Origin of the sequence: Streptococcus mitis, from assembly GCF_047464965.1 — a bacterium.
Taxonomy (GTDB): Bacteria; Bacillota; Bacilli; order Lactobacillales; family Streptococcaceae; genus Streptococcus; species Streptococcus mitis_DU.
Genome location: NZ_JASHAT010000015.1, coordinates 1 through 19,499, shown reverse-complemented (window position 1 = coordinate 19,499; position 19,499 = coordinate 1). Strand labels below are relative to the sequence as shown.

Below are 19,499 nucleotides of genomic sequence, written 5' to 3'. Positions count from 1 at the left end.
CTCAGAGTTAAGTGACGATAGCCTAGGAGATACACCTGTACCCATGCCGAACACAGAAGTTAAGCCCTAGAACGCCGGAAGTAGTTGGGGGTTGCCCCCTGTGAGATATGGAAGTCGCTTAGCTCTAATCCGCCATAGCTCAGTTGGTAGTAGCGCATGACTGTTAATCATGATGTCGTAGGTTCGAGTCCTACTGGCGGAGTAGTTAAGAAAAAATAAGAAAAAAGAGGTTTAGGCCTCTTTTTTTTATAATTAATAATCTATTTAGTGTTATTTGGTGTGAGATATTTTTGCTGAGTAAAGTTTCAGAGCCCTCCGTTTTCGATCAAGGAGATCTTTTTAGTACTTTAATTGAGGGTAGCGAAGAGGCTAAACGTTGCGGACTGTAAATACGCTCCTTCGAGGGATTCGAATCCTTCCGCTTCCATTATCTTAGTTTTTGAAATTTAAGTAGTAAATTTGTTCCTATTCTGTCAACTTTTCCTATTTGTTATCTTTTTGAGGTTGGTATTTTAACAATTCAGGAATTATTAAAGATTAATTGAAATTTTTTGTTAGAATAAGGTCATAAAAAGAAAAGGAGTATATATTTATGCTACAAAGTATTTATGATCAGATGATGGATTTTTATAGAAATATTGAAGAAGAGTATGGTATGTTCTTCGGTGATAATTTTGATTGGGAATATGTTCATTTTAAGTTTTTGATTTATTATCTTGTCCGATATCGTATTGTGAGTCATCAGGATTTTATTGTTTACCATTATCGTGTTGCTTATCGTTTGTATCTTGAAAAATTGATAATGAAACAAGGTTTTGTTGCTTGTTGAGACAGTCTGAGTTAATTTCCGAACAAATTTATTTTTTTAAGGAAAGATAATAATAAATAGCTGGTTATTTTTCTAAAACATTTTTTAATAGTTGGAAATAGCAAATCTTTCTATTGTTTCTTCTTGATAAAAAGGCGATTTTTTCTTATAATTAATTGTAAGATATAATTGCAGGTGAGAGTCCTGCCATGTATGTGAGAAAGGAAGAGCCTGAAGGCTCAGACAAGATTATGACTTCAGTTGTTGTTGTAGGTACCCAGTGGGGTGATGAAGGTAAAGGGAAGATTACAGACTTCCTTTCAGCGAATGCAGAAGTGATTGCGCGTTACCAAGGTGGTGATAATGCAGGTCACACGATTGTGATTGATGGCAAGAAGTTTAAATTGCACTTGATTCCATCTGGGATTTTCTTCCCTGAAAAAATCTCTGTTATTGGGAATGGTATGGTTGTAAATCCTAAATCTCTTGTGAAAGAGTTGAGCTATCTTCATGAGGAAGGTGTTACAACTGATAACTTGCGTATTTCTGATCGCGCGCATGTCATTTTGCCTTATCATATCGAGTTAGATCGTTTGCAAGAAGAAGCTAAGGGCGACAATAAGATTGGTACTACAATCAAGGGAATCGGTCCAGCTTATATGGACAAAGCTGCTCGTGTGGGAATTCGTATCGCGGATCTTTTGGATAAAGACATTTTCCGTGAGCGTTTAGAACGTAACCTTGCTGAAAAGAATCGTCTTTTTGAAAAATTGTATGACAGTAAAGCGATTTCTTTCGATGATATTTTTGAAGAATATTACGAATATGGTCAACAAATCAAGAAATATGTGACAGATACATCTGTTATTTTGAATGATGCGCTTGATAACGGTAAACGTGTGCTTTTTGAAGGTGCACAAGGTGTTATGCTAGATATCGACCAAGGTACGTATCCATTTGTTACGTCATCAAACCCTGTAGCTGGTGGTGTTACGATTGGTTCTGGTGTTGGTCCGAGTAAGATTGACAAGGTTGTTGGTGTATGTAAAGCCTATACGAGTCGTGTTGGAGACGGTCCTTTCCCAACTGAGTTGTTTGATGAAGTGGGAGAACGTATCCGTGAAGTCGGTCATGAATATGGTACAACAACTGGTCGTCCACGTCGTGTGGGATGGTTTGATTCAGTTGTGATGCGCCATAGCCGTCGCGTTTCTGGTATTACTAACCTTTCATTGAACTCTATCGATGTTTTGAGTGGTTTGGATACAGTGAAAATCTGTGTGGCCTATGATCTTGATGGCCAACGTATTGATTACTATCCAGCTAGTCTTGAGCAATTGAAACGTTGCAAGCCTATCTATGAAGAGTTGCCAGGTTGGTCAGAAGATATTACCGGAGTTCGTAATTTGGAAGATCTTCCTGAGAATGCGCGTAACTATGTTCGTCGTGTGAGTGAATTGGTTGGCGTTCGTATTTCTACTTTCTCAGTAGGTCCTGGTCGTGAACAAACAAATATTTTAGAAAGTGTTTGGTCCTAAGAGATTTTTAAGATTTGTTTAAGATAGGTCGGGTATACTATAGACAGTTACAAGAAGACCTCCTAACTTGTTGTAACAAATATCCTAAACTTTTCTTTTTCATAATAATCTCCCTATAAAGTCACCGCATTCGGTGGCTTTTTTTGTCTTGGGATTCATGATATAATAATAAAATCGATAAGTAGTAAAAGGGAAATTGATGAATTATACAGTTGAAGAAAAAGAAGTCTTTATGAGGGAAGCTTTGAGAGAAGCTGAGATTGCTCTTGAACACGATGAAATTCCAATTGGTTGTGTGATTGTCAAGGACGGAGAAATCATTGGCCGTGGCCATAATGCGCGTGAGGAACTGCAGCGAGCGGTTATGCATGCGGAAATTATGGCCATAGAGAATGCGAATCTGAGTGAGGAGAGCTGGCGCTTGCTTGATTGCACGCTTTTTGTGACCATTGAGCCGTGTGTCATGTGTAGTGGGGCGATTGGGCTTGCCCGTATTCCAAACGTGGTCTATGGGGCTAAAAACCAGAAATTTGGCGCTGCTGGGAGTTTGTACGATATTTTGACAGATGAGCGTCTCAACCATCGTGTAGAGGTTGAAACGGGAATTTTGGAAGATGAATGCGCAGCTATTATGCAGGACTTTTTTAGAAATAGACGGAAAAAATAATTTTGCTTTTAAAATGAATAGGAATGTGATATAATAAATAGTGGAGCAACAGTTCTGCGTGAAGCGGGTCAGGGGAGGAATCCAGCAGCCCTAAGCGATTTGAATTGTGTGCTCTTTTTTTCGTGCTTTTTCCGAATAAATAAGATAGAATAATCTAGAATAAATGATAATAGAAAAGAGAAGATGATGAAAATTCGTGGTTTTGAATTGGTTTCGACTTTTACAGATAAAAATTTATTGCCCAAGCGTGAGACAGCGCATGCGGCTGGTTACGATTTAAAGGTTGCTGTACGTACGGTTATTGCGCCAGGAGAGATTGTCTTGGTTCCGACAGGGGTTAAGGCTTATATGCAACCGACTGAGGTTCTTTACCTTTATGATCGTTCTTCAAACCCTCGTAAGAAGGGCTTGGTTTTAATTAATTCAGTTGGGGTCATTGATGGGGATTATTATGGCAATCCTGGGAATGAAGGGCATATTTTTGCTCAGATGAAGAATATTACAGATCAAGAGGTTGTTCTTGAAGTTGGAGAACGTGTTGTCCAGGCTGTCTTTGCTCCTTTCTTAATTGCAGATGGAGATATGGCTGATGGCGTTCGAACTGGTGGATTTGGATCGACAGGGCACTAGGATGAAGATTATCTTTGTGCGTCACGGGGAGCCAGATTATCGTGAGTTAGAGGAGCGTTCTTATACGGGATTTGGGATAGATTTGGCACCCTTGTCTGATAAGGGACGGCAGCAAGTCCAGAAATTGAGCACCAATCCTTTACTCCCTTCAGCTGAAATAATCGTATCTTCTGCAGTCACAAGAGCTTTAGAAACGGCTTCTTATGTGGCTTGTGTTACTGGACTTCCTTTGAGAGTGGAACCATTATTGCATGAGTGGCAGGTCTATGAAAGTGGCACAGATAATTTTGAAAAAGCTCGTGCTATATTTCTAGAAAATAAGGGGGAGTTACTTCCTAATAGTCCTATTCAATATGAGACAGCTGTGAAGATGAAGTCTCGTTTTCTAGAATGTATGGCTAAGTATCGAGATTACCAGACCGTGATAGTGGTAACTCACAACATGCTCATGCGCCAGTTTGTGCCAAATGAGAAGATTGATTTTTGCCAAGTAATTGAGTGTGAGATAGAGATATAGAAAGAGGTTTATTATCGCAAAGAAAAAAGCGACATTTGTATGTCAAAATTGTGGCTATAATTCCCCTAAATATCTGGGACGTTGTCCTAACTGTGGGTCTTGGTCTTCTTTTGTAGAAGAGGTTGAGGTTACCGAGGTCAAGAATGCACGTGTATCCTTGACAGGTGAGAAAACTAAGCCCATGAAACTGGCTGAGGTGACTTCAATCAACGTCAATCGAACCAAGACAGAGATGGAGGAATTCAACCGTGTACTTGGAGGCGGAGTGGTACCAGGAAGTCTCGTCCTCATAGGTGGGGATCCTGGGATTGGGAAATCAACCCTTCTCCTACAAGTCTCAACTCAGCTGTCTCAAGTTGGGACTGTTCTCTACGTCAGTGGGGAGGAGTCTGCCCAGCAGATTAAGCTACGAGCAGAGCGCTTGGGTGATATTGATAGCGAGTTTTATCTTTATGCAGAGACCAATATGCAGAGTGTTCGAACTGAGGTGGAGCGCATCCAACCAGACTTCCTCATTATTGACTCTATTCAGACAATTATGTCTCCTGAGATTTCAGGGGTGCAGGGGTCTGTTTCTCAAGTGCGTGAGGTGACGGCTGAGCTTATGCAGCTGGCCAAGACCAATAACATTGCCATCTTTATCGTAGGTCATGTGACCAAGGAAGGAACCTTGGCTGGTCCTCGTATGCTAGAGCATATGGTGGATACGGTGCTTTACTTTGAAGGGGAGCGTCACCATACCTTCCGTATTTTAAGAGCGGTCAAAAACCGGTTTGGCTCCACCAATGAGATTGGGATTTTTGAGATGCAGTCGGGGGGATTGGTTGAGGTGCTCAATCCGAGTCAAGTTTTCCTAGAGGAGCGTTTGGATGGGGCTACTGGCTCGTCAATCGTTGTGACCATGGAAGGGACGCGTCCGATTTTGGCGGAGGTTCAGGCTTTGGTGACACCGACCATGTTTGGAAATGCCAAACGTACAACGACTGGGCTTGATTTTAATCGTGTGAGTCTGATTATGGCTGTTTTGGAAAAGCGTGCAGGACTTCTCTTGCAAAATCAGGATGCCTATCTCAAATCTGCTGGGGGTGTCAAATTGGATGAACCTGCGATTGACTTAGCTGTTGCAGTTGCCATTGCTTCGAGCTACAAGGACAAGCCAACTAATCCTCAGGAATGTTTTGTAGGCGAACTGGGCTTGACAGGAGAAATTCGGCGCGTGAATCGTATCGAGCAACGTATCAATGAAGCTGCTAAACTGGGCTTTACTAAGATTTATGTACCTAAGAATTCCTTGACAGGAATCACTCCGCCTAAGGAAATTCAGGTTATTGGGGTGACAACGATTCAGGAAGTTTTGAAAAAGGTCTTTGCATAATCCGTGACAAATCCTTTTAAAAATGATAAGATAGGAGAAATATTTGACTATCAAATTTTCGAGGAGGGAATCGTGTCGTATTTTGAACAGTTTATGCAAGCCAATCAGGCTTATGTTGCCCTACATGGGCAGTTAAATCTGCCACTTAAACCCAAAACTAGAGTAGCCATTGTGACCTGTATGGACTCTCGTTTGCACGTTGCGCAAGCTCTAGGTTTGGCACTTGGGGATGCTCATATCTTGCGGAATGCAGGTGGTCGAGTGACAGAAGACATGATTCGTTCTCTGGTGATTTCCCAGCAACAAATGGGGACAAGAGAGATTGTGGTATTGCACCATACAGACTGTGGTGCTCAGACCTTTGAAAATGGCTCTTTTCAGGAGTATTTGAAGGAAGAATTGGGTGTCGATGTGTCAGACCAGGACTTCTTGCCCTTTCAAGATATAGAGGAGAGTGTACGTGAGGACATGCAACTCCTTATCGAGTCTCCCCTAATACCAGATGATGTCATTATCTCTGGTGCTATTTACGATGTGGATACAGGAAGTATGACAGTCGTAGAATTATAAATACTTCATTTAGAAAGAAAGTGTATGAAGAAAAACAGTATTTTATTTATTTTTATCTTATTGCTATGTATTGGTTTGCAGTATGAAACTATCTACTATACGGACGGTTCGATGTCAGGTGCGGAATATGGACTAATGGGAGTTTCTCTCTTTCTAGCTCTCTTTTACATGATTCCGGCTCTTTATTTCCTTTTCCGTATTGGGAAAAAATGGGAATTACCAAAGAAGGCCTTGATTCTGTCTTTATTGGGTGGAATGTTCCTTTCAGGCTGGTTGTCTAGCTTTGCGAATACCTACATCCATGATTTACTGGGGGTTCTTTTCCCAGATAGTGCATTTTTAAATGCCTTTGAAAGTGCTATTGTGGCTCCTTTGGTAGAAGAACCCTTGAAATTATTGCCACTTGTTTTTGTTTTAGCTTTGATTCCTGTGCGAAAATTAAAATCTTTGTTTTTACTAGGGATTGCTTCTGGTTTGGGATTCCAAATGATTGAGGATATTGGCTACATTCGTACGGATTTGCCAGAGGGCTTTGACTTTACTATTTCGAGAATTTTAGAGCGTATCATTTCAGGAATTGCCTCTCACTGGACTTTTTCAGGTCTAGCTGTAGTAGGTGTTTACTTGCTTTACAAAGCCTATAAAGGGCAGAAGGTTGGCAAGAAACAGGGGCTTATTTTCCTAGGTTTAGCCTTGGGAACTCACTTCCTGTTTAACTCTCCTTTTGTGGAATTAGAGACAGAGTTACCCTTAGCGATTCCAGTAGTGACGGCTATTACTCTCTATGGTTTTTATCAGACTTATCGCTTTGTTGAGAAGCACAATGAGTTGATGAACTAGAATATTTTTCAAAAGAATGATGCAAGGGTACAAATATGATGCCCTTCTTTTATTTTTGATTGAAAAATAGTGCAAAAAGCGCTACAATGGTAGATGGAAAATCTTGTGAAAAGCACAAGCGATACATATATACCGGAGGAAATCATGTCTTTTTCTGATTTAAAGCTGTTTGCCCTTTCTTCTAATAAAGAATTGGCAGAACGTGTGGCGCAGGAGATTGGGATAGAGTTGGGGAAATCAAGTGTTTGCCAATTTTCAGATGGAGAGATTCAGGTCAACATCGAAGAATCAATCCGTGGGAAACACGTCTTTATCCTACAATCAACTAGTTCGCCTGTAAATGACAATCTGCTTGAAATTTTGATTATGGTAGATGCTTTGAAGCGTGCGAGTGCAGAATCTGTCAATGTTGTCATGCCTTACTATGGGTATGCACGTCAGGATAGAAAGGCGAGAGCGCGTGAGCCAATCACTTCAAAACTTGTCGCAAATATGCTTGAAGTAGCTGGAGTAGATCGTTTATTGACAATCGACTTGCATGCTGCACAGATTCAAGGATTCTTTGATATTCCTGTGGATCACTTGATGGGAGCTCCTCTGATTGCGGATTATTTTGAGCGTCGTGGTATGGTTGGTTCTGACTATGTGGTTGTCAGCCCAGACCATGGAGGGGTGACTCGTGCTCGTAAGTTGGCAGAATTTTTGAAAACATCTATCGCTATCATTGACAAACGTCGTAGCGTTGATAAGATGAACACTAGTGAAGTCATGAACATCATCGGTAAGGTCGAAGGCAAGACTTGTATCTTGATTGATGATATGATTGATACAGCTGGAACCATTTGCCACGCGGCAGATGCCCTGGCAGAAGCTGGTGCTGTTGAAGTCTATGCAAGCTGTACGCACCCAGTTCTTTCTGGTCCTGCTATGGACAATATCCAAAATTCAGCTATTAAGAAATTGGTTGTTTTGGATACCATCTATCTCCCAGAAGAGCGTTTGATTGACAAGATTGAGCAGATTTCGATTGCTCATCTACTGGGTGATGCTATTGTACGTATCCATGAAAAACGCCCACTTTCTCCACTTTTCAGTATTGAGAAAAAGATTTAATAACCAAGCCTGAGATAATTCTCAGGTTTTTTCGTCTCTTTTCCGAATAAATAGATAGTAGCAGTGAATCTAGTAAAGCTAGATTTAAAACTGTGGTATAATAAAAGGAGGAAAAGGATGATTCTAAGACATCCGGGCATCAGCCCAACCAATGATTTGGTTGCTAAGAAAATCTTTAGCAATCCAGAAATCACTTGTCAATTTATTCGCGATATGTTGGATTTACCAGCCAAAAATGTAACCATTTTGGAGGGGAGCAATATTCATGTCTTGCCATCCCTGCCTTACTCGGCTCAGGATTTCTATACCAGTATAGACGTCTTGGCGGAGTTGGATAATGGTACGCAAGTAATTATTGAAATTCAAGTTCATCATCAGAATTTTTTCATCAATCGCCTGTGGGCTTACCTGTGCAGTCAGGTCAATCAAAACCTAGAAAAAATTCGTCAACGAGAAGGTGATACACACCAGAGTTACAAACACATCGCACCAGTTTATGCTATTGCTATTGTGGACAGCAACTACTTCTCAGATGACTTGGCTTTTCATAGCTTTAGTATGCGCGAGAACACGACAGGTGAGGTCTTAACCATCACAAATAACGGTCAAGAACACCATCTAGTCAAGATGGCGTTCTTGGAATTAAAAAAATACAGAGAAACCAGCAAAGATAGCATTCGTAAGCCATGGTTGGAGTTTTTCGGTAACAAACCCTTTACCCAAGAACCCGAGCGAGCCATCAGCCAGGCAGACCAACTGCTGGACTACAAGAGCTGGTCCGAGGAGGACAGGAAAATGTTTAGTCAACTACGTATGCGCGAAGAACAAGCCTTGTTAGCACAGGACTATGCCCTGGAAACAGCTAGAGCAGAGGGGCTGGAACAAGGTATTGAACAAGGTTTAGAGCGTGGTCGTGCAGAGGGAATTGAAAAGGGGCGAGAAGAAGGTCTTGAACAAGGACTGGAGCGTGGGAAATTCTTTGCCTTCTTAGATATGGTTCGCCAAGGTCTTTTGCCTTCTGAAGTTGCTAGCGAGCAATTAGGCATGACTGTCTCTGAGTTTGAGGCACTATTGAAAGATTAAGACCATCACAAATAACGGTCATGAAAACCATCTAGTCAAGATAGCATTCTTGGAATTAAAAAATACAGAGAAACCAGCAAAGACGAGGTTCGCAAGCCCTAGTTGGAGTTTTTTGGGAACAAACCCTTTACCCAACAACCAGAGCGAGCCATCAGCCAAGCAGACCAACTGCTAGACTATAAGAGCTGGTCCGAGGAGGACAGGAAAATGTTTAGTCAACTACGTATGCGAGAAGAACAAGCCTTGTTAGCACAGGACTATGCTTTGGAAACAGCTAGGGCGGAAGGTATTGAACAAGGTTTAGAACGTGGGAAAGTTGAAGGAAGAGTCTTTGCTTTCTTAGATATGGTTCGCCAAGGTCTCCTGACTTCCGAGGTTGCCGGCCAGCAGTTGGGCATGACGGTCGCTGAGTTTGAGGCCTTGCTATAAGGTCACATTTTAAATAGTAGAAAGTTGATGAAATGGCAAGTTCTTATCAAAAAACTTGCCATTTTTACTTGACATTTAGAAGTGTTTATAAGATAATACCATAGACGTGAGTTCTGTCCAACTGTCTATGTGGATTAGATATGAATGATTATACTCAAGGGTCAAAAGTTTGTGAGATTTTCACTTGAATCTAGGATGTTTTAAGCGTATTCACTCTTAAAAAGTTGTTTTTTTCACCTTTTTTTCTAAAAATGGGTAAAAACTTTAAAAACTAGAAGAAAACCCTTGACAAATCCTGCAAATATTTATATACTGTATGGTAGTAAGATAGTCTTACGAAAAAATATATAATGAAAAATGAAGGAGATAAAACGATGAAAAAAGTTTTATTGACAAGCGCAGTCGCTCTTGCAGCATTTGGTGCTGTACAAGCAGTTTCAGCTGATTCACAAGCACAATACAGTAATGGTGTAGTACCAGAGGCTAACCAATATAAACCAGCAACTCCAGTTACAAACCCATACGCTGTAAGAAATCGTATCGGTAAAGATGGTAAAGTTTTACCAGATGTATTTGGAAATGGTACTCATGTTCGTGTACATGTTAAAGATATCCAAGGGAACCCTGTAGCAGGTGCTAAAGTAGCTGCTTTGGTATACGCAACAGTAGAAGACTTTGACAACTACAAAAAACCAGCTTTGATTGAAGCAGTTACTGATGCAGCAGGTGATGTTGAGTTTCCTCTTGCAAACGGTGGTTATGTAGTTTACCGTATTGATGAAGCTCCAAAAGGTTACTTTGTTCCTGCTAAACTTACAGTAGGTACTCTACTTGATGCAGAAGAAGTTGTACGTGAAGGTTCAGACATGTTCGTTACTGGTGAATTAGTAATTGAAAAAACTGATACTTACAATGTAGCTAAAGAAGAATGGGTACAAGAAGAAACTGGTTGGAAATACTATGCATCTAACAAAGCTGTAACTGGTTGGAAACAAGTTGACGGTAAATGGTTCTTCTTTAACGCTGAAGGCGTAATGCAAAAATGGTGGGTTAAAGATGGAAACACTTGGTACTACCTAAACGGAAACGGTGAAATGCAAACTGGTTGGTTGCAAGACGGTGGTAAATGGTACTACCTTGAAACATCAGGTGCTATGAAAGCTAGCCAATGGTTTGAAGTTGGTGGTAAATGGTACTACGTTGACGGTTCAGGTGCCCTTGCAGTTAACACTACTGTGGGTGGATACACTGTTAACGGAAACGGTGAATGGGTTAAATAATCTAGCTCAATAAAAAAGCAGGAGATTTCTTCTGCTTTTTATTTTTTCCATAAAAAGTTCAGTTTTTCTTAGAAATTTTTGTAAAAATAAGATACAATAAAGAGAAGCATAATAGCTAAATTTAAGAATGGAGAATCTTCACATGAAAAATAAAAAAGCTTTAGCTCTAGCTCTTGCTAGTGTTACAATGGCAAGTGCAGCAGTTTTGACAAGTTATTCTGCTACAACTGCTAGTTCAGTAAGTGCGGAAGAAGTTGTTTATAGAACTGAGTGGATCACAGTGATTAATGGTCGTTCACAAGAACGTAAAACAGTATTTTTTGAAGATGGGAATCAGCCGATCTCTAAACATTCGACAATTGAAGGCTTTGAATTTCAACGTGCCTATGTTGAAGGTGGAAGAAAATACTATTTGTTTGTTGAAAAAGGAACAAAAATAGAAGATTATGCAAATGATCCAGATGCTCCAGTGAGTGAGTTAAATACTCAGGGATATAAAACATCTGACAAGGACGTAAAATGGCGTGAGTCAGCAGGGAACCGTTATCTTTACTATAAAGGTAACCCAGTAAAAGGTTGGGCAAGTGTCGATGGTAAGACTTACTACTTTGATAGTGAAGGTGTTATGGCACGTGGTGTCATTGAAAACACATCTGAACGTTACTATCTAGACGGACAAGGTGTTAAGAAAACTGGTTTCATTAAAGTAGGAGAAAAAACCTATTATTTTGTATCAGATGGAGCTCGTAAGACAGAGATTATCTCTGAAAATGGAAAAACTTATTTTGTCAAAGATGGTGTTGTGACAACTGGAGCTCATAAGGTAGGTGCTAAATGGTATTTCTTTGCTGAAGATGGTACAACCAAGTCAGGTATTGTAAAAGACAGTGCTGGTAAATGGTATTACATCACAGCAGAAGGTGAACGTAAGACTGGTCTTATCAAGGATGCTGGAGATAAGTATTACTATGTTACTGAGGAAGGTGAGCGTAAGTTCGGTGAAATCACTGTTGATGGTAAAACGTACTTTTTGACAGATGATTCTGATACTAAAGCTGGCTGGAACAAAGTTGACAATCATTGGGTTTATGTTAATAAAGAAGGTAAACGTCAAACTGGTTGGCTTAAAGACGGTGGTAAATGGTACTACTTTAATGCTGAAGGCGTGATGCAAAAATGGTGGATCAAAGATGGTAACAAATGGTACTATCTAAATGGTTCAGGTGAAATGCAAACTGGCTGGTTGCAAGATGGTGGTACTTGGTACTACCTAAATAGCTCAGGTGCTATGGAAACTGGCTGGGCTAAAGTTGGTGGTGCTTGGTACTACCTTAAAGGCTCAGGTGCTATGGTAACTGGTTGGTTCCAAGTGGGTGGTAAATGGTACTATGCTTATAGCTCAGGTGCACTTGCAGTAAGCACTACAGTTGATGGTTATTACGTAAACGCCAACGGTGAGTGGGTATAAAAATAGGAGGAGAGTGGTTTTTCAACTGCTCTCTTTTTACATTTAAATATTTCTACACTTTTTATGTTTTTTATTGCATTTATTATAGGAAAGGGATATAATTTAGATAAATTTATTATCTTAATACAGGAGGATTTTCCTATGAGAAAAACAGTAACAGGTATTTTGCTAGCAACTTCTGTACTAGCAATGGCGACAGTCCAACAAGTCCAAGCTGCTGAATCAGGAGCGACAAGTGCGTTGACAACTTCTACAGTTAAAGAAGTACACTATGTAGCATTTCAAAATGGTAGACTTGTTGATATCAAAGCCGCATTGACAGGATCTGCTGTAACAGATGCATCTATTAAGGATCAGCCTAAAATTGAGAACTATAAATATACTACTAGTGAAGAAATGGATGGTATACTATATCATACATATGCTCCAGCTGATACAACTGCTACAACAGGTAATAGTAATAGTTCTTCTGCTCAAAGCAATCCTTATCATGGTGGAAATACGGCTGCTACAACGAATACAAATACAAACAACAATCAAAATACTACAACAACTAGTGGGAATTCAGCAGTCAAGGAAGTTCGTTTTGTAGTTTATAAAGAGGGTAGTAGCGATCCAGTAAATATTAAGGATCCGCGTAAAGGATCTGAAGCATCAGATACAAGTCATCCAACTATTGCCAACTATGAGTATGTTACTGGTAACTTAAAAGATGGTATTCTTTATCATGTCTATCGTTCAAACACAGCTACTAATGCTGGTAACAACAACCAAAATCAATCTACAACAACAAGTGGCGGTCAGTTCAAAACAGAGAACGGAAAAGTCTACTATATCAAGGATGGCAAAAAGGTTAGTGGTTGGCAAAAAATCGATGATAAGACTTACTACTTTGAAGCTGATGGTGCTATGAAGAAAGGTCTATTGACTGCAGGTGATAAGCAATACTATCTAGATGAAAAAGATGGTGTTAAAAAGCTAGGCTTTGTAAAAGTTGCTGACAAGACTTATTATTTTGTAGAAGATGGTGAGAAGAAAACTGGTTTTGTTAAAATCGATGATAAAACTTACTATGTCAAAGAAGGTGTCCGTTTAACGGGTGATATTACTGTTGATGGGAAACATTATTTCTTGGATGAGGAAGGTGTCCTTAAACAAGGGATTGTTGTGATTGATGGTAAAAAATTCTTCATTGACAGCGAAGGAAATCGTCAGGCTGGATGGAAGAAGGTTGAGGGTGACTGGTATTATTTCTCTAAAGAAGATGGAATGAAGACTGGTTGGCTGAAAGATGGTGGTAAATGGTATCACTTTAATGCTGCTGGCGTGATGCAAAAATGGTGGTTTAAAGAAGGTGACACTTGGTACTACTTAAATGGTTCAGGCGAAATGCAAACTGGTTGGTTGCAAGATGGTGGCACATGGTATTATCTAAATGGTTCAGGTGCAATGAAAGCTAGCCAATGGTTCCAAGTAGGTGGAACATGGTACTACCTTGATAATTCGGGTGCTATGAAAACTGGTTGGTTGAAACAAGGTGGTAGTTGGTATTATCTTGATGACTCAGGCGCTATGAAGACTGGTTGGTTCCAAGTAGATGGCAAATGGTACTATGCTTATAGTTCAGGAGCTCTTGCTGTCAGCACTACAATCAATGGTTACACAGTAAATGCCAACGGTGAGTGGGTTTAAAAAGTGTAAAATTTACCATAGAAAATGTAAATAATGAAAAGAAAACAAAAAGAAAGCTTATAAAATGAGCTTTCTTTTTTTGTTGTAATAGGTATATTTGAAAATCTATATAAGAATATAATTGAATATATAAAATAAGTTATTATTTGATTATTTTATTTGAAAGCGTTATAATAAATTCAAATATAATTTCAAAAAAGGGGTTTCAAAAATGGATAAAAAGAAAATGATTTTAACTAGCTTGGCTAGTGTGGCTGTTTTGGGATCAGGTTTTCTTGCATCTAATCCTTCAACTGTAAAAGCTGAAGATGTGCAACCTACTGCAACACAACCAGCTACTACGGATACTAAAGAGGCTTTAAAAGCTGCTTTTGAAAAAATGGAAAAAGCTGTTGAAGATAATATTAACAAAGACGACAGCATTAAAGCAGAAGATAAGGCGAAAGCTATTGAGGAAGCAAAAGCTGAAATCGGTAAGGAAGATATCTTAAAGGCTATCGAAAATGGTGATTTGGATGCTGAAGATGTTGCAAAAGAGTTAGAAGATGACTTTAATAAAGCTGGTGTGACTAATCCAACTGTACAACCAGCTCCAGGTGCTGAGTTGGTTCGTAATGAATCAGGTGAAGTTACAGAAGCTAAGCCAGTTAATGGTGGAATTGATGCTGATAGTCAGGATAAAATCAATAAGCGTTTGGATGAAGAAAAGACAGATGCTAAGGATGCTGGCGAACGTGTAGAAGCTGCGAAAAATGATGTTGAAGAAGCAAAAGCTATTGTAGAAGCAGCAAAAGCAGCGAAAGAAAAAGCTCAAAAAGAACTTGATAGCTATGCTGACGCTGATGGTGAACAAGCAGACCAATATAGAGAAGCTGCTCAAAAGGATCTTGATGCTGCAGATAAAGCTCTAGAAGCAGCTCAAGCAGAACTTAAAGCGCGTGAAGCAGACTTGAAAGCTGAAGAAGCTAAATTGGATACAACAATTGAAGCTCTTCAAAACAAGGTCGCTGATTTGGAAAAAGAAGTTTCTAAATTAGAAGATAATCTTAAAGATGCGGAAGCAAATGGTTCTGAAGATTATATTAAAGAAGGGCTTCAGAAAGAATTAGATGCTAAAAGAGCGGAATTGGAGAAAGCTGAAGCAGATCTAGAAGCAGCTCTTAAAGGTTTGGAACCAGAAGCTTCTAATGGGGACGCTGCCATTCTTGACAAACCAGAATATACAGAACCTCAAACAGAGCCTCAAAAAGAATCAAACAAGACTCCAGACAGACCTGCAAAACCAGCTCCAGAATTCCCAATCCCAGCTAAGGTTGGAACACCAGGAAATCCAGCTCCAGCTGCTGAAACTCCTGCTCCAGTGTCAGAAACGCCAGCAGGCCCATCTGCTGATGCTCCAGCGGCACCAGCACCTGGAACAAATAGTCCAGCTTCAGAAGCTCCATCAGCCCCAGCCTCTGCAACTCCAGCTGTAGCAGGAACTAGCCAAGATAATACTTATCAAGCCCCAGCTGCAAAAGCTGAAGATAAGAAAGAACTTCCAAATACTGGTGGTAAAGATAATGTTGCAGTTGCATTCTTAGGATTCTTAGGATTACTTCTTGGATTCCTTCCGTTTGTGAAACGTAAAAACTAAATCATATGATGGTATAGATTTTAAGTAATTAAATCAAAGCAGGAGAGAAATCTCCTGTTTTTTTGTTTAAACTAGATTTTTTATGAAGATTTAAGATATTTGAATTGAATTCAAAATTATAATTTACTATATAAAATGAAAATAATGAAAAGAAAGAGAAAGAAAGCTAGTAAAATATGCTTTATTTTCTTTGGAATTTTCCATATTTTTGAAATATAACATATCAATAATAAAGGATATAGAATATAACGTATCCCTTGATTTCACTTGAAAAAAGGTTTATAATGTACATAAATATGATTCTTAAAAAGAGGTACACAGGATGAACAAAAAGAAAATGATTTTAACTAGCTTAGCAAGTGTTGCTGTTTTGGGGGCAGCTTTTGTTGCATCTCAACCGTCAGTCGTGAAAGCTGCAGAGGAGCCTAATACAACTTCTGCTCAACCAGCTGGAGCTCCTGCAACTCCTAAATCAGAAGTGACAAGTCCAGAAATTAAACAAGCTGAAGCTGACGCTAAAAAAGCTGAAGAAAAAGTTGCTGAAGCTCAAGCAAAAGTAGATACAACTACTCCTGTGGCTGATGAAGCAGCTAAAAAACTTGAAACTGAGAAAAAAGAAGCTGCTGATGCTGAAGCTGAAAAAACAGAAGCTGAAAAAGCTAAAAAAACTGCTGACGATGAATTAGCCGCAGCAAAAACAAAAGCAGCAGAAGCTGATGCTAAAGCAAAAGAAGAAGCGAAGAAAGAAGAAGACGCTAAAAAAGAAGAAGCTGATTCTAAAGAAGCATTAACCGAGGCTTTAAAACAATTACCTGATGATAACGAATTACTCGACAAAAAAGCAAAAGAGGAATTGTTGAAGGCTGTTGAATCTGGTGAATTAAAAGCTGGGGATATTCTTAAAGAATTAGCAGATGATAATGAAAAAGCTGAAGCTAATAAAGAAACTGAGAAAAAATTAAGAAATAAAGATCAAGCTAATGAAGCTAACGTTGCAACAACTCCAGCTGAAGAAGCTAAATCTAAAGATCAATTACCAGAAAACATTAAAGCTGGAATTGACAAAGCTGAAAAAGCAGATGCTGCTCGTCCAGCATCAGAAAAACTTCAAGATAAAGCTGATGATTTAGGTGAAAATGTTGATGAGCTTAAAGAAGATGCTGAAGCATTAAAAGCTGAAGAAGATAAAAAAGCGGAAGCTCTTAAAAAACAAGAAGATACATTAAAAGAAGCCAAAGAAGCTCTTAAAGCAGCTACAGATAACGGTTCTGATTCTGATATCGTTGCTTCATTGGACAAAGCTGTAAAAGCTATTGAAAAAGCTAAGGACGCTGCGCAAGATGCATTCGATAAAGCTGCTTCAGATACTAAAGTTGTTGCTGATGAACTAAACAAACTTACTGATGAGTACAACAAAACTCTAGAAGAAGTGAAAGCAGCTAAAGAAAAAGAAGCTAACGAGCCAGCTAAACCAGTAGAAGAAGAACCAGCTAAACCGGCAGAGAAAACAGAAGCTGAAAAAGCTGCTGAAGCTAAAGCAGAAGCGGATGCTAAAGTTACTGAATTGCAGAAAAAAGCAGACGAAGCTAAAACAAAAGCAGATGAAGCTACAGCTAAAGCTACTAAAGAAGCTGAAGATGTAACAGCTGCTCAAACTAAAAAAGATGAAGCCGATAAAGCTAAAGCTGACGCAGAAGCTGAATTAGCTAAAGCTAAAGAAGAAGCAGAAAAAGCAAAAGCAAAAGTTGAAGAACTTAAAAAAGAAGAAGCTGAAACTAGAACTGCTCTTAAAGATGCTTTAGATCAATTAGAAAAAGATATCGATGCTGATGCTAAGATTACAAATAAAGAAGAAGCTAAAAAAGCATTAGGTAAAGAAGATATTTTAGCTGCAGTTGAAAATGGTGATTTAAAAGCTGAGGATGTTCTTAAAGAATTAGAAAATCAAAATGCGACTGCTGAAGCTACTAAAGATCAAGATCCTCAAGCTGACGAAATCGGTGCTACAAAACAAGAAGGTAAAGCTCTATCTGAGCTTCCAGCTGCTGATAAAGAAAAATTAGACGCTGCTTACAACAAAGAAGCTTCTAAACCAATCGTTAAAAAACTTCAAGATATCGCTGATGATATCGCTGAAAAAATTGAAAAATTAACTAAAGTAGCTGATAAAGACAAAGCTGATGCTACTGAAAAAGCTAAAGCTGTAGAAGAAAAAAATGCTGCATTAGATAAACAAAAAGAAACTTTAGAAAAAGCTAAAACAGCTCTTGAGACAGCTAAGAAAAACAAAGCTGACCAAGCTATCCAAGATGGATTACAAGAAGCTGTAACTAAACTAGAGGCTGCTGTTGCTACTGCTAAAACTGCTGCTGATGAAGCTCAAGCTAAATTTGACGAAGTTAACGAAGCAGTAAAAGCTTATAAAGATGCAATCGATGAACTAACTGACGATTACAACGCAACTTTAGGTTATATCGAAAACTTAAAAGAAGTTCCTAAAGGTGAAGAACCTAAAGACTTCGCAGGTGGAGTAAATGATGATGAAGCACCAACTGGCGACGCTAAACAACCTGATGAGGTTCCAACTGTTCCAAATGCTCCTGAATTCAATGGTGGGGTAAACCCTGCTGAAGCTGCTACTGCTGAAGAAAAACCTGAGTTCAATGGCGGAGTAAACGCTGCTGAAGCTGCTACTACTGAAGAAAAACCTGAGTTCAACGGTGGTGTAAACGATGAAGAAGCGCCTACAACTGAAAATACTCCTGAGTTCAATGGTGGTGTAAATGATGATAACGCTACTACTCAACCTAATAATCCAGAATTTAACGGCGGAGTGAATGATACAACACCTCCAACTGAGCCATCTAAACCAGAAGGTGAAGCACCTAAAACAGCTAAACCAGAAACTTCAAATGGTGATGCTCTTGTACAACCTGAACTTCCTGAATTTGGTGCAAACAATCCTGAAATCAAAAAAATCTTAGACGAAATCGCTAAAGTCAAAGAGCAAATCAAAGACAGCGAAGAAAATGAAGGTGTTGAAGATTACTATAAAGAAGGATTAAAAGATCGTTTATCAGATTTAGAAGATGCGTTTGATATTTTAACTAAGAATCTTCCTGCAGTAAATGAAGTACCAGAATTTAATGAACCATTGACAGGGCATTTTGATATTGCAGATTTAGGAAATCCTAATGCTGAAGCAATAGAAGAAGGGGAAGTTGGAGAAAGTAAACCAAAAGAAATTAAAGGTTATAAATTTGTTAGAACAGTTAAAGATGGTAACGTAACTAAACATTACTACCAAAAATTAAACACTCCAGCGACATCTGGTACACCAGCGGTGACACCTGGAAATCCACCGCGTGAAAATTCTAATGCTACAGCTGTAAATGAACCTGCACTTGTACCAACTACACCAGCTGCACCTGGAACAGATGCTTCATCTACACCAACAACTCCTAGAACGGATGCTCCAGCTATGCCAACAGCTGAAACACCGACAACTCCTGCGGTTACACCAACTGTAGCAGGTACTAACAAAGACAATACTTATCAAGCCCCAGCTGCAAAAGCTGAAGATAAGAAAGAACTTCCAAATACTGGTGGTAAAGATAATGTTGCAATTGCATCATTAGGATTCCTTGGATTGCTCCTTGGTGCCCTTCCATTTGTGAAACGCAAAAACTAATTAGTTGAAGATATAAAAGAGAAGGATTTATGACCGGCTCTTTGTCAACTGTAGTGGGTTGAAGAAAAGCTAAGATCGAGAAAGGACACATTTCGTCCTTTCTTTTTTGATATTGAGAGCGATAAAAATCCGTTTTTTGAAGTTTTCAAAGTTCCGAAAACC

At 39.2% G+C, this 19,499-nt stretch carries 15 protein-coding genes, 1 tRNA gene, 1 rRNA gene, 1 other RNA gene and 1 pseudogene; all 19 read left to right on the top strand.

The annotated features are described in order from the left end of the window. Positions 1-7 precede the first annotated feature (7 nt). The 19 genes and pseudogenes from rrf (at position 8) to QM408_RS08820 (ending at position 19,337) form a co-directional block, all read left to right on the top strand. Positions 8-123: ribosomal RNA gene (gene rrf / locus QM408_RS08910) — 5S ribosomal RNA — on the top strand. A 5-nt stretch (positions 124-128) separates the two neighbouring features. Next, positions 129-202: transfer RNA gene (locus tag QM408_RS08905), tRNA-Asn, on the top strand. A 390-nt stretch (positions 203-592) separates the two neighbouring features. Further along, positions 593-829: a sigma(X)-activator ComW gene (gene comW / locus QM408_RS08900; RefSeq protein ID WP_084864321.1), complete on the top strand. Its 237-nt coding sequence runs from the start codon at positions 593-595 to the stop codon at positions 827-829. A 230-nt stretch (positions 830-1,059) separates the two neighbouring features. Continuing rightward, entirely contained in the window at positions 1,060-2,346 is a 1,287-nt protein-coding gene (locus QM408_RS08895) for an adenylosuccinate synthase (RefSeq protein WP_004257634.1), read from the top strand. Between the two features lie 199 nt (positions 2,347-2,545). Further along, positions 2,546-3,013 carry a tRNA adenosine(34) deaminase TadA gene (gene tadA / locus QM408_RS08890; RefSeq protein WP_001110112.1) on the top strand — a complete coding sequence of 156 codons (468 nt, stop codon included), beginning with the start codon at positions 2,546-2,548 and terminating at the stop codon, positions 3,011-3,013. Positions 3,014-3,045: 32 nt separating this feature from the next. Then, positions 3,046-3,143: signal recognition particle sRNA small type (gene ffs / locus QM408_RS08885), an RNA gene on the top strand. Positions 3,144-3,199: 56 nt separating this feature from the next. Further along, the gene (locus tag QM408_RS08880) at positions 3,200-3,643 is read left to right on the top strand and encodes a dUTP diphosphatase (RefSeq protein WP_020903279.1); all 444 of its coding nucleotides are present in this window, start codon (positions 3,200-3,202) and stop codon (positions 3,641-3,643) included. Next, complete coding sequence (locus QM408_RS08875) at positions 3,603-4,160, top strand: histidine phosphatase family protein (RefSeq protein ID WP_162489200.1); 558 nt, start codon at positions 3,603-3,605, stop codon at positions 4,158-4,160. Before QM408_RS08880 ends, QM408_RS08875 begins: the two co-directional genes overlap by 41 nt. 13 nt (positions 4,161-4,173) lie before the next feature. Further along, on the top strand, positions 4,174-5,535 hold the full coding sequence (radA, locus tag QM408_RS08870; RefSeq protein ID WP_414374299.1) for a DNA repair protein RadA: 1,362 nt from the start codon (positions 4,174-4,176) through the stop codon (positions 5,533-5,535). A gap of 72 nt (positions 5,536-5,607) precedes the next feature. Next, positions 5,608-6,105 carry a beta-class carbonic anhydrase gene (locus QM408_RS08865; protein WP_004236873.1) on the top strand — a complete coding sequence of 166 codons (498 nt, stop codon included), beginning with the start codon at positions 5,608-5,610 and terminating at the stop codon, positions 6,103-6,105. A 24-nt stretch (positions 6,106-6,129) separates the two neighbouring features. Further along, positions 6,130-6,945 (top strand): PrsW family intramembrane metalloprotease, encoded by an 816-nt coding sequence (locus QM408_RS08860; protein WP_261150740.1) that lies wholly within the window; start codon positions 6,130-6,132, stop codon positions 6,943-6,945. 144 nt (positions 6,946-7,089) lie between these two features. Next, positions 7,090-8,058 (top strand): ribose-phosphate diphosphokinase, encoded by a 969-nt coding sequence (locus QM408_RS08855; protein ID WP_261150741.1) that lies wholly within the window; start codon positions 7,090-7,092, stop codon positions 8,056-8,058. A gap of 117 nt (positions 8,059-8,175) precedes the next feature. Then, positions 8,176-9,141 carry an Rpn family recombination-promoting nuclease/putative transposase gene (locus QM408_RS08850; RefSeq protein ID WP_031237278.1) on the top strand — a complete coding sequence of 322 codons (966 nt, stop codon included), beginning with the start codon at positions 8,176-8,178 and terminating at the stop codon, positions 9,139-9,141. Then, positions 9,134-9,570, top strand: a pseudogene (locus QM408_RS08845) (Rpn family recombination-promoting nuclease/putative transposase); the annotation flags it as partial. The gene QM408_RS08850 and the pseudogene QM408_RS08845, both read left to right, overlap by 8 nt. A gap of 374 nt (positions 9,571-9,944) precedes the next feature. After that, positions 9,945-10,850 carry an N-acetylmuramoyl-L-alanine amidase family protein gene (locus QM408_RS08840; protein WP_000757030.1) on the top strand — a complete coding sequence of 302 codons (906 nt, stop codon included), beginning with the start codon at positions 9,945-9,947 and terminating at the stop codon, positions 10,848-10,850. A 142-nt stretch (positions 10,851-10,992) separates the two neighbouring features. After that, positions 10,993-12,318: a nucleoside triphosphate hydrolase gene (locus QM408_RS08835; RefSeq protein ID WP_261150742.1), complete on the top strand. Its 1,326-nt coding sequence runs from the start codon at positions 10,993-10,995 to the stop codon at positions 12,316-12,318. 141 nt (positions 12,319-12,459) lie between these two features. Beyond that, a complete protein-coding gene (locus tag QM408_RS08830) occupies positions 12,460-14,010 on the top strand; it encodes a PspC family transcriptional regulator (protein ID WP_314732441.1) in 1,551 nt (516 codons plus the stop codon). A gap of 211 nt (positions 14,011-14,221) precedes the next feature. After that, complete coding sequence (locus QM408_RS08825; protein WP_261056685.1) at positions 14,222-15,646, top strand: LPXTG cell wall anchor domain-containing protein; 1,425 nt, start codon at positions 14,222-14,224, stop codon at positions 15,644-15,646. 322 nt (positions 15,647-15,968) lie between these two features. Beyond that, the gene (locus QM408_RS08820; RefSeq protein ID WP_261150743.1) at positions 15,969-19,337 is read left to right on the top strand and encodes an SIALI-17 repeat-containing surface protein; all 3,369 of its coding nucleotides are present in this window, start codon (positions 15,969-15,971) and stop codon (positions 19,335-19,337) included. The last annotated feature ends 162 nt before the right edge of the window (positions 19,338-19,499 follow it).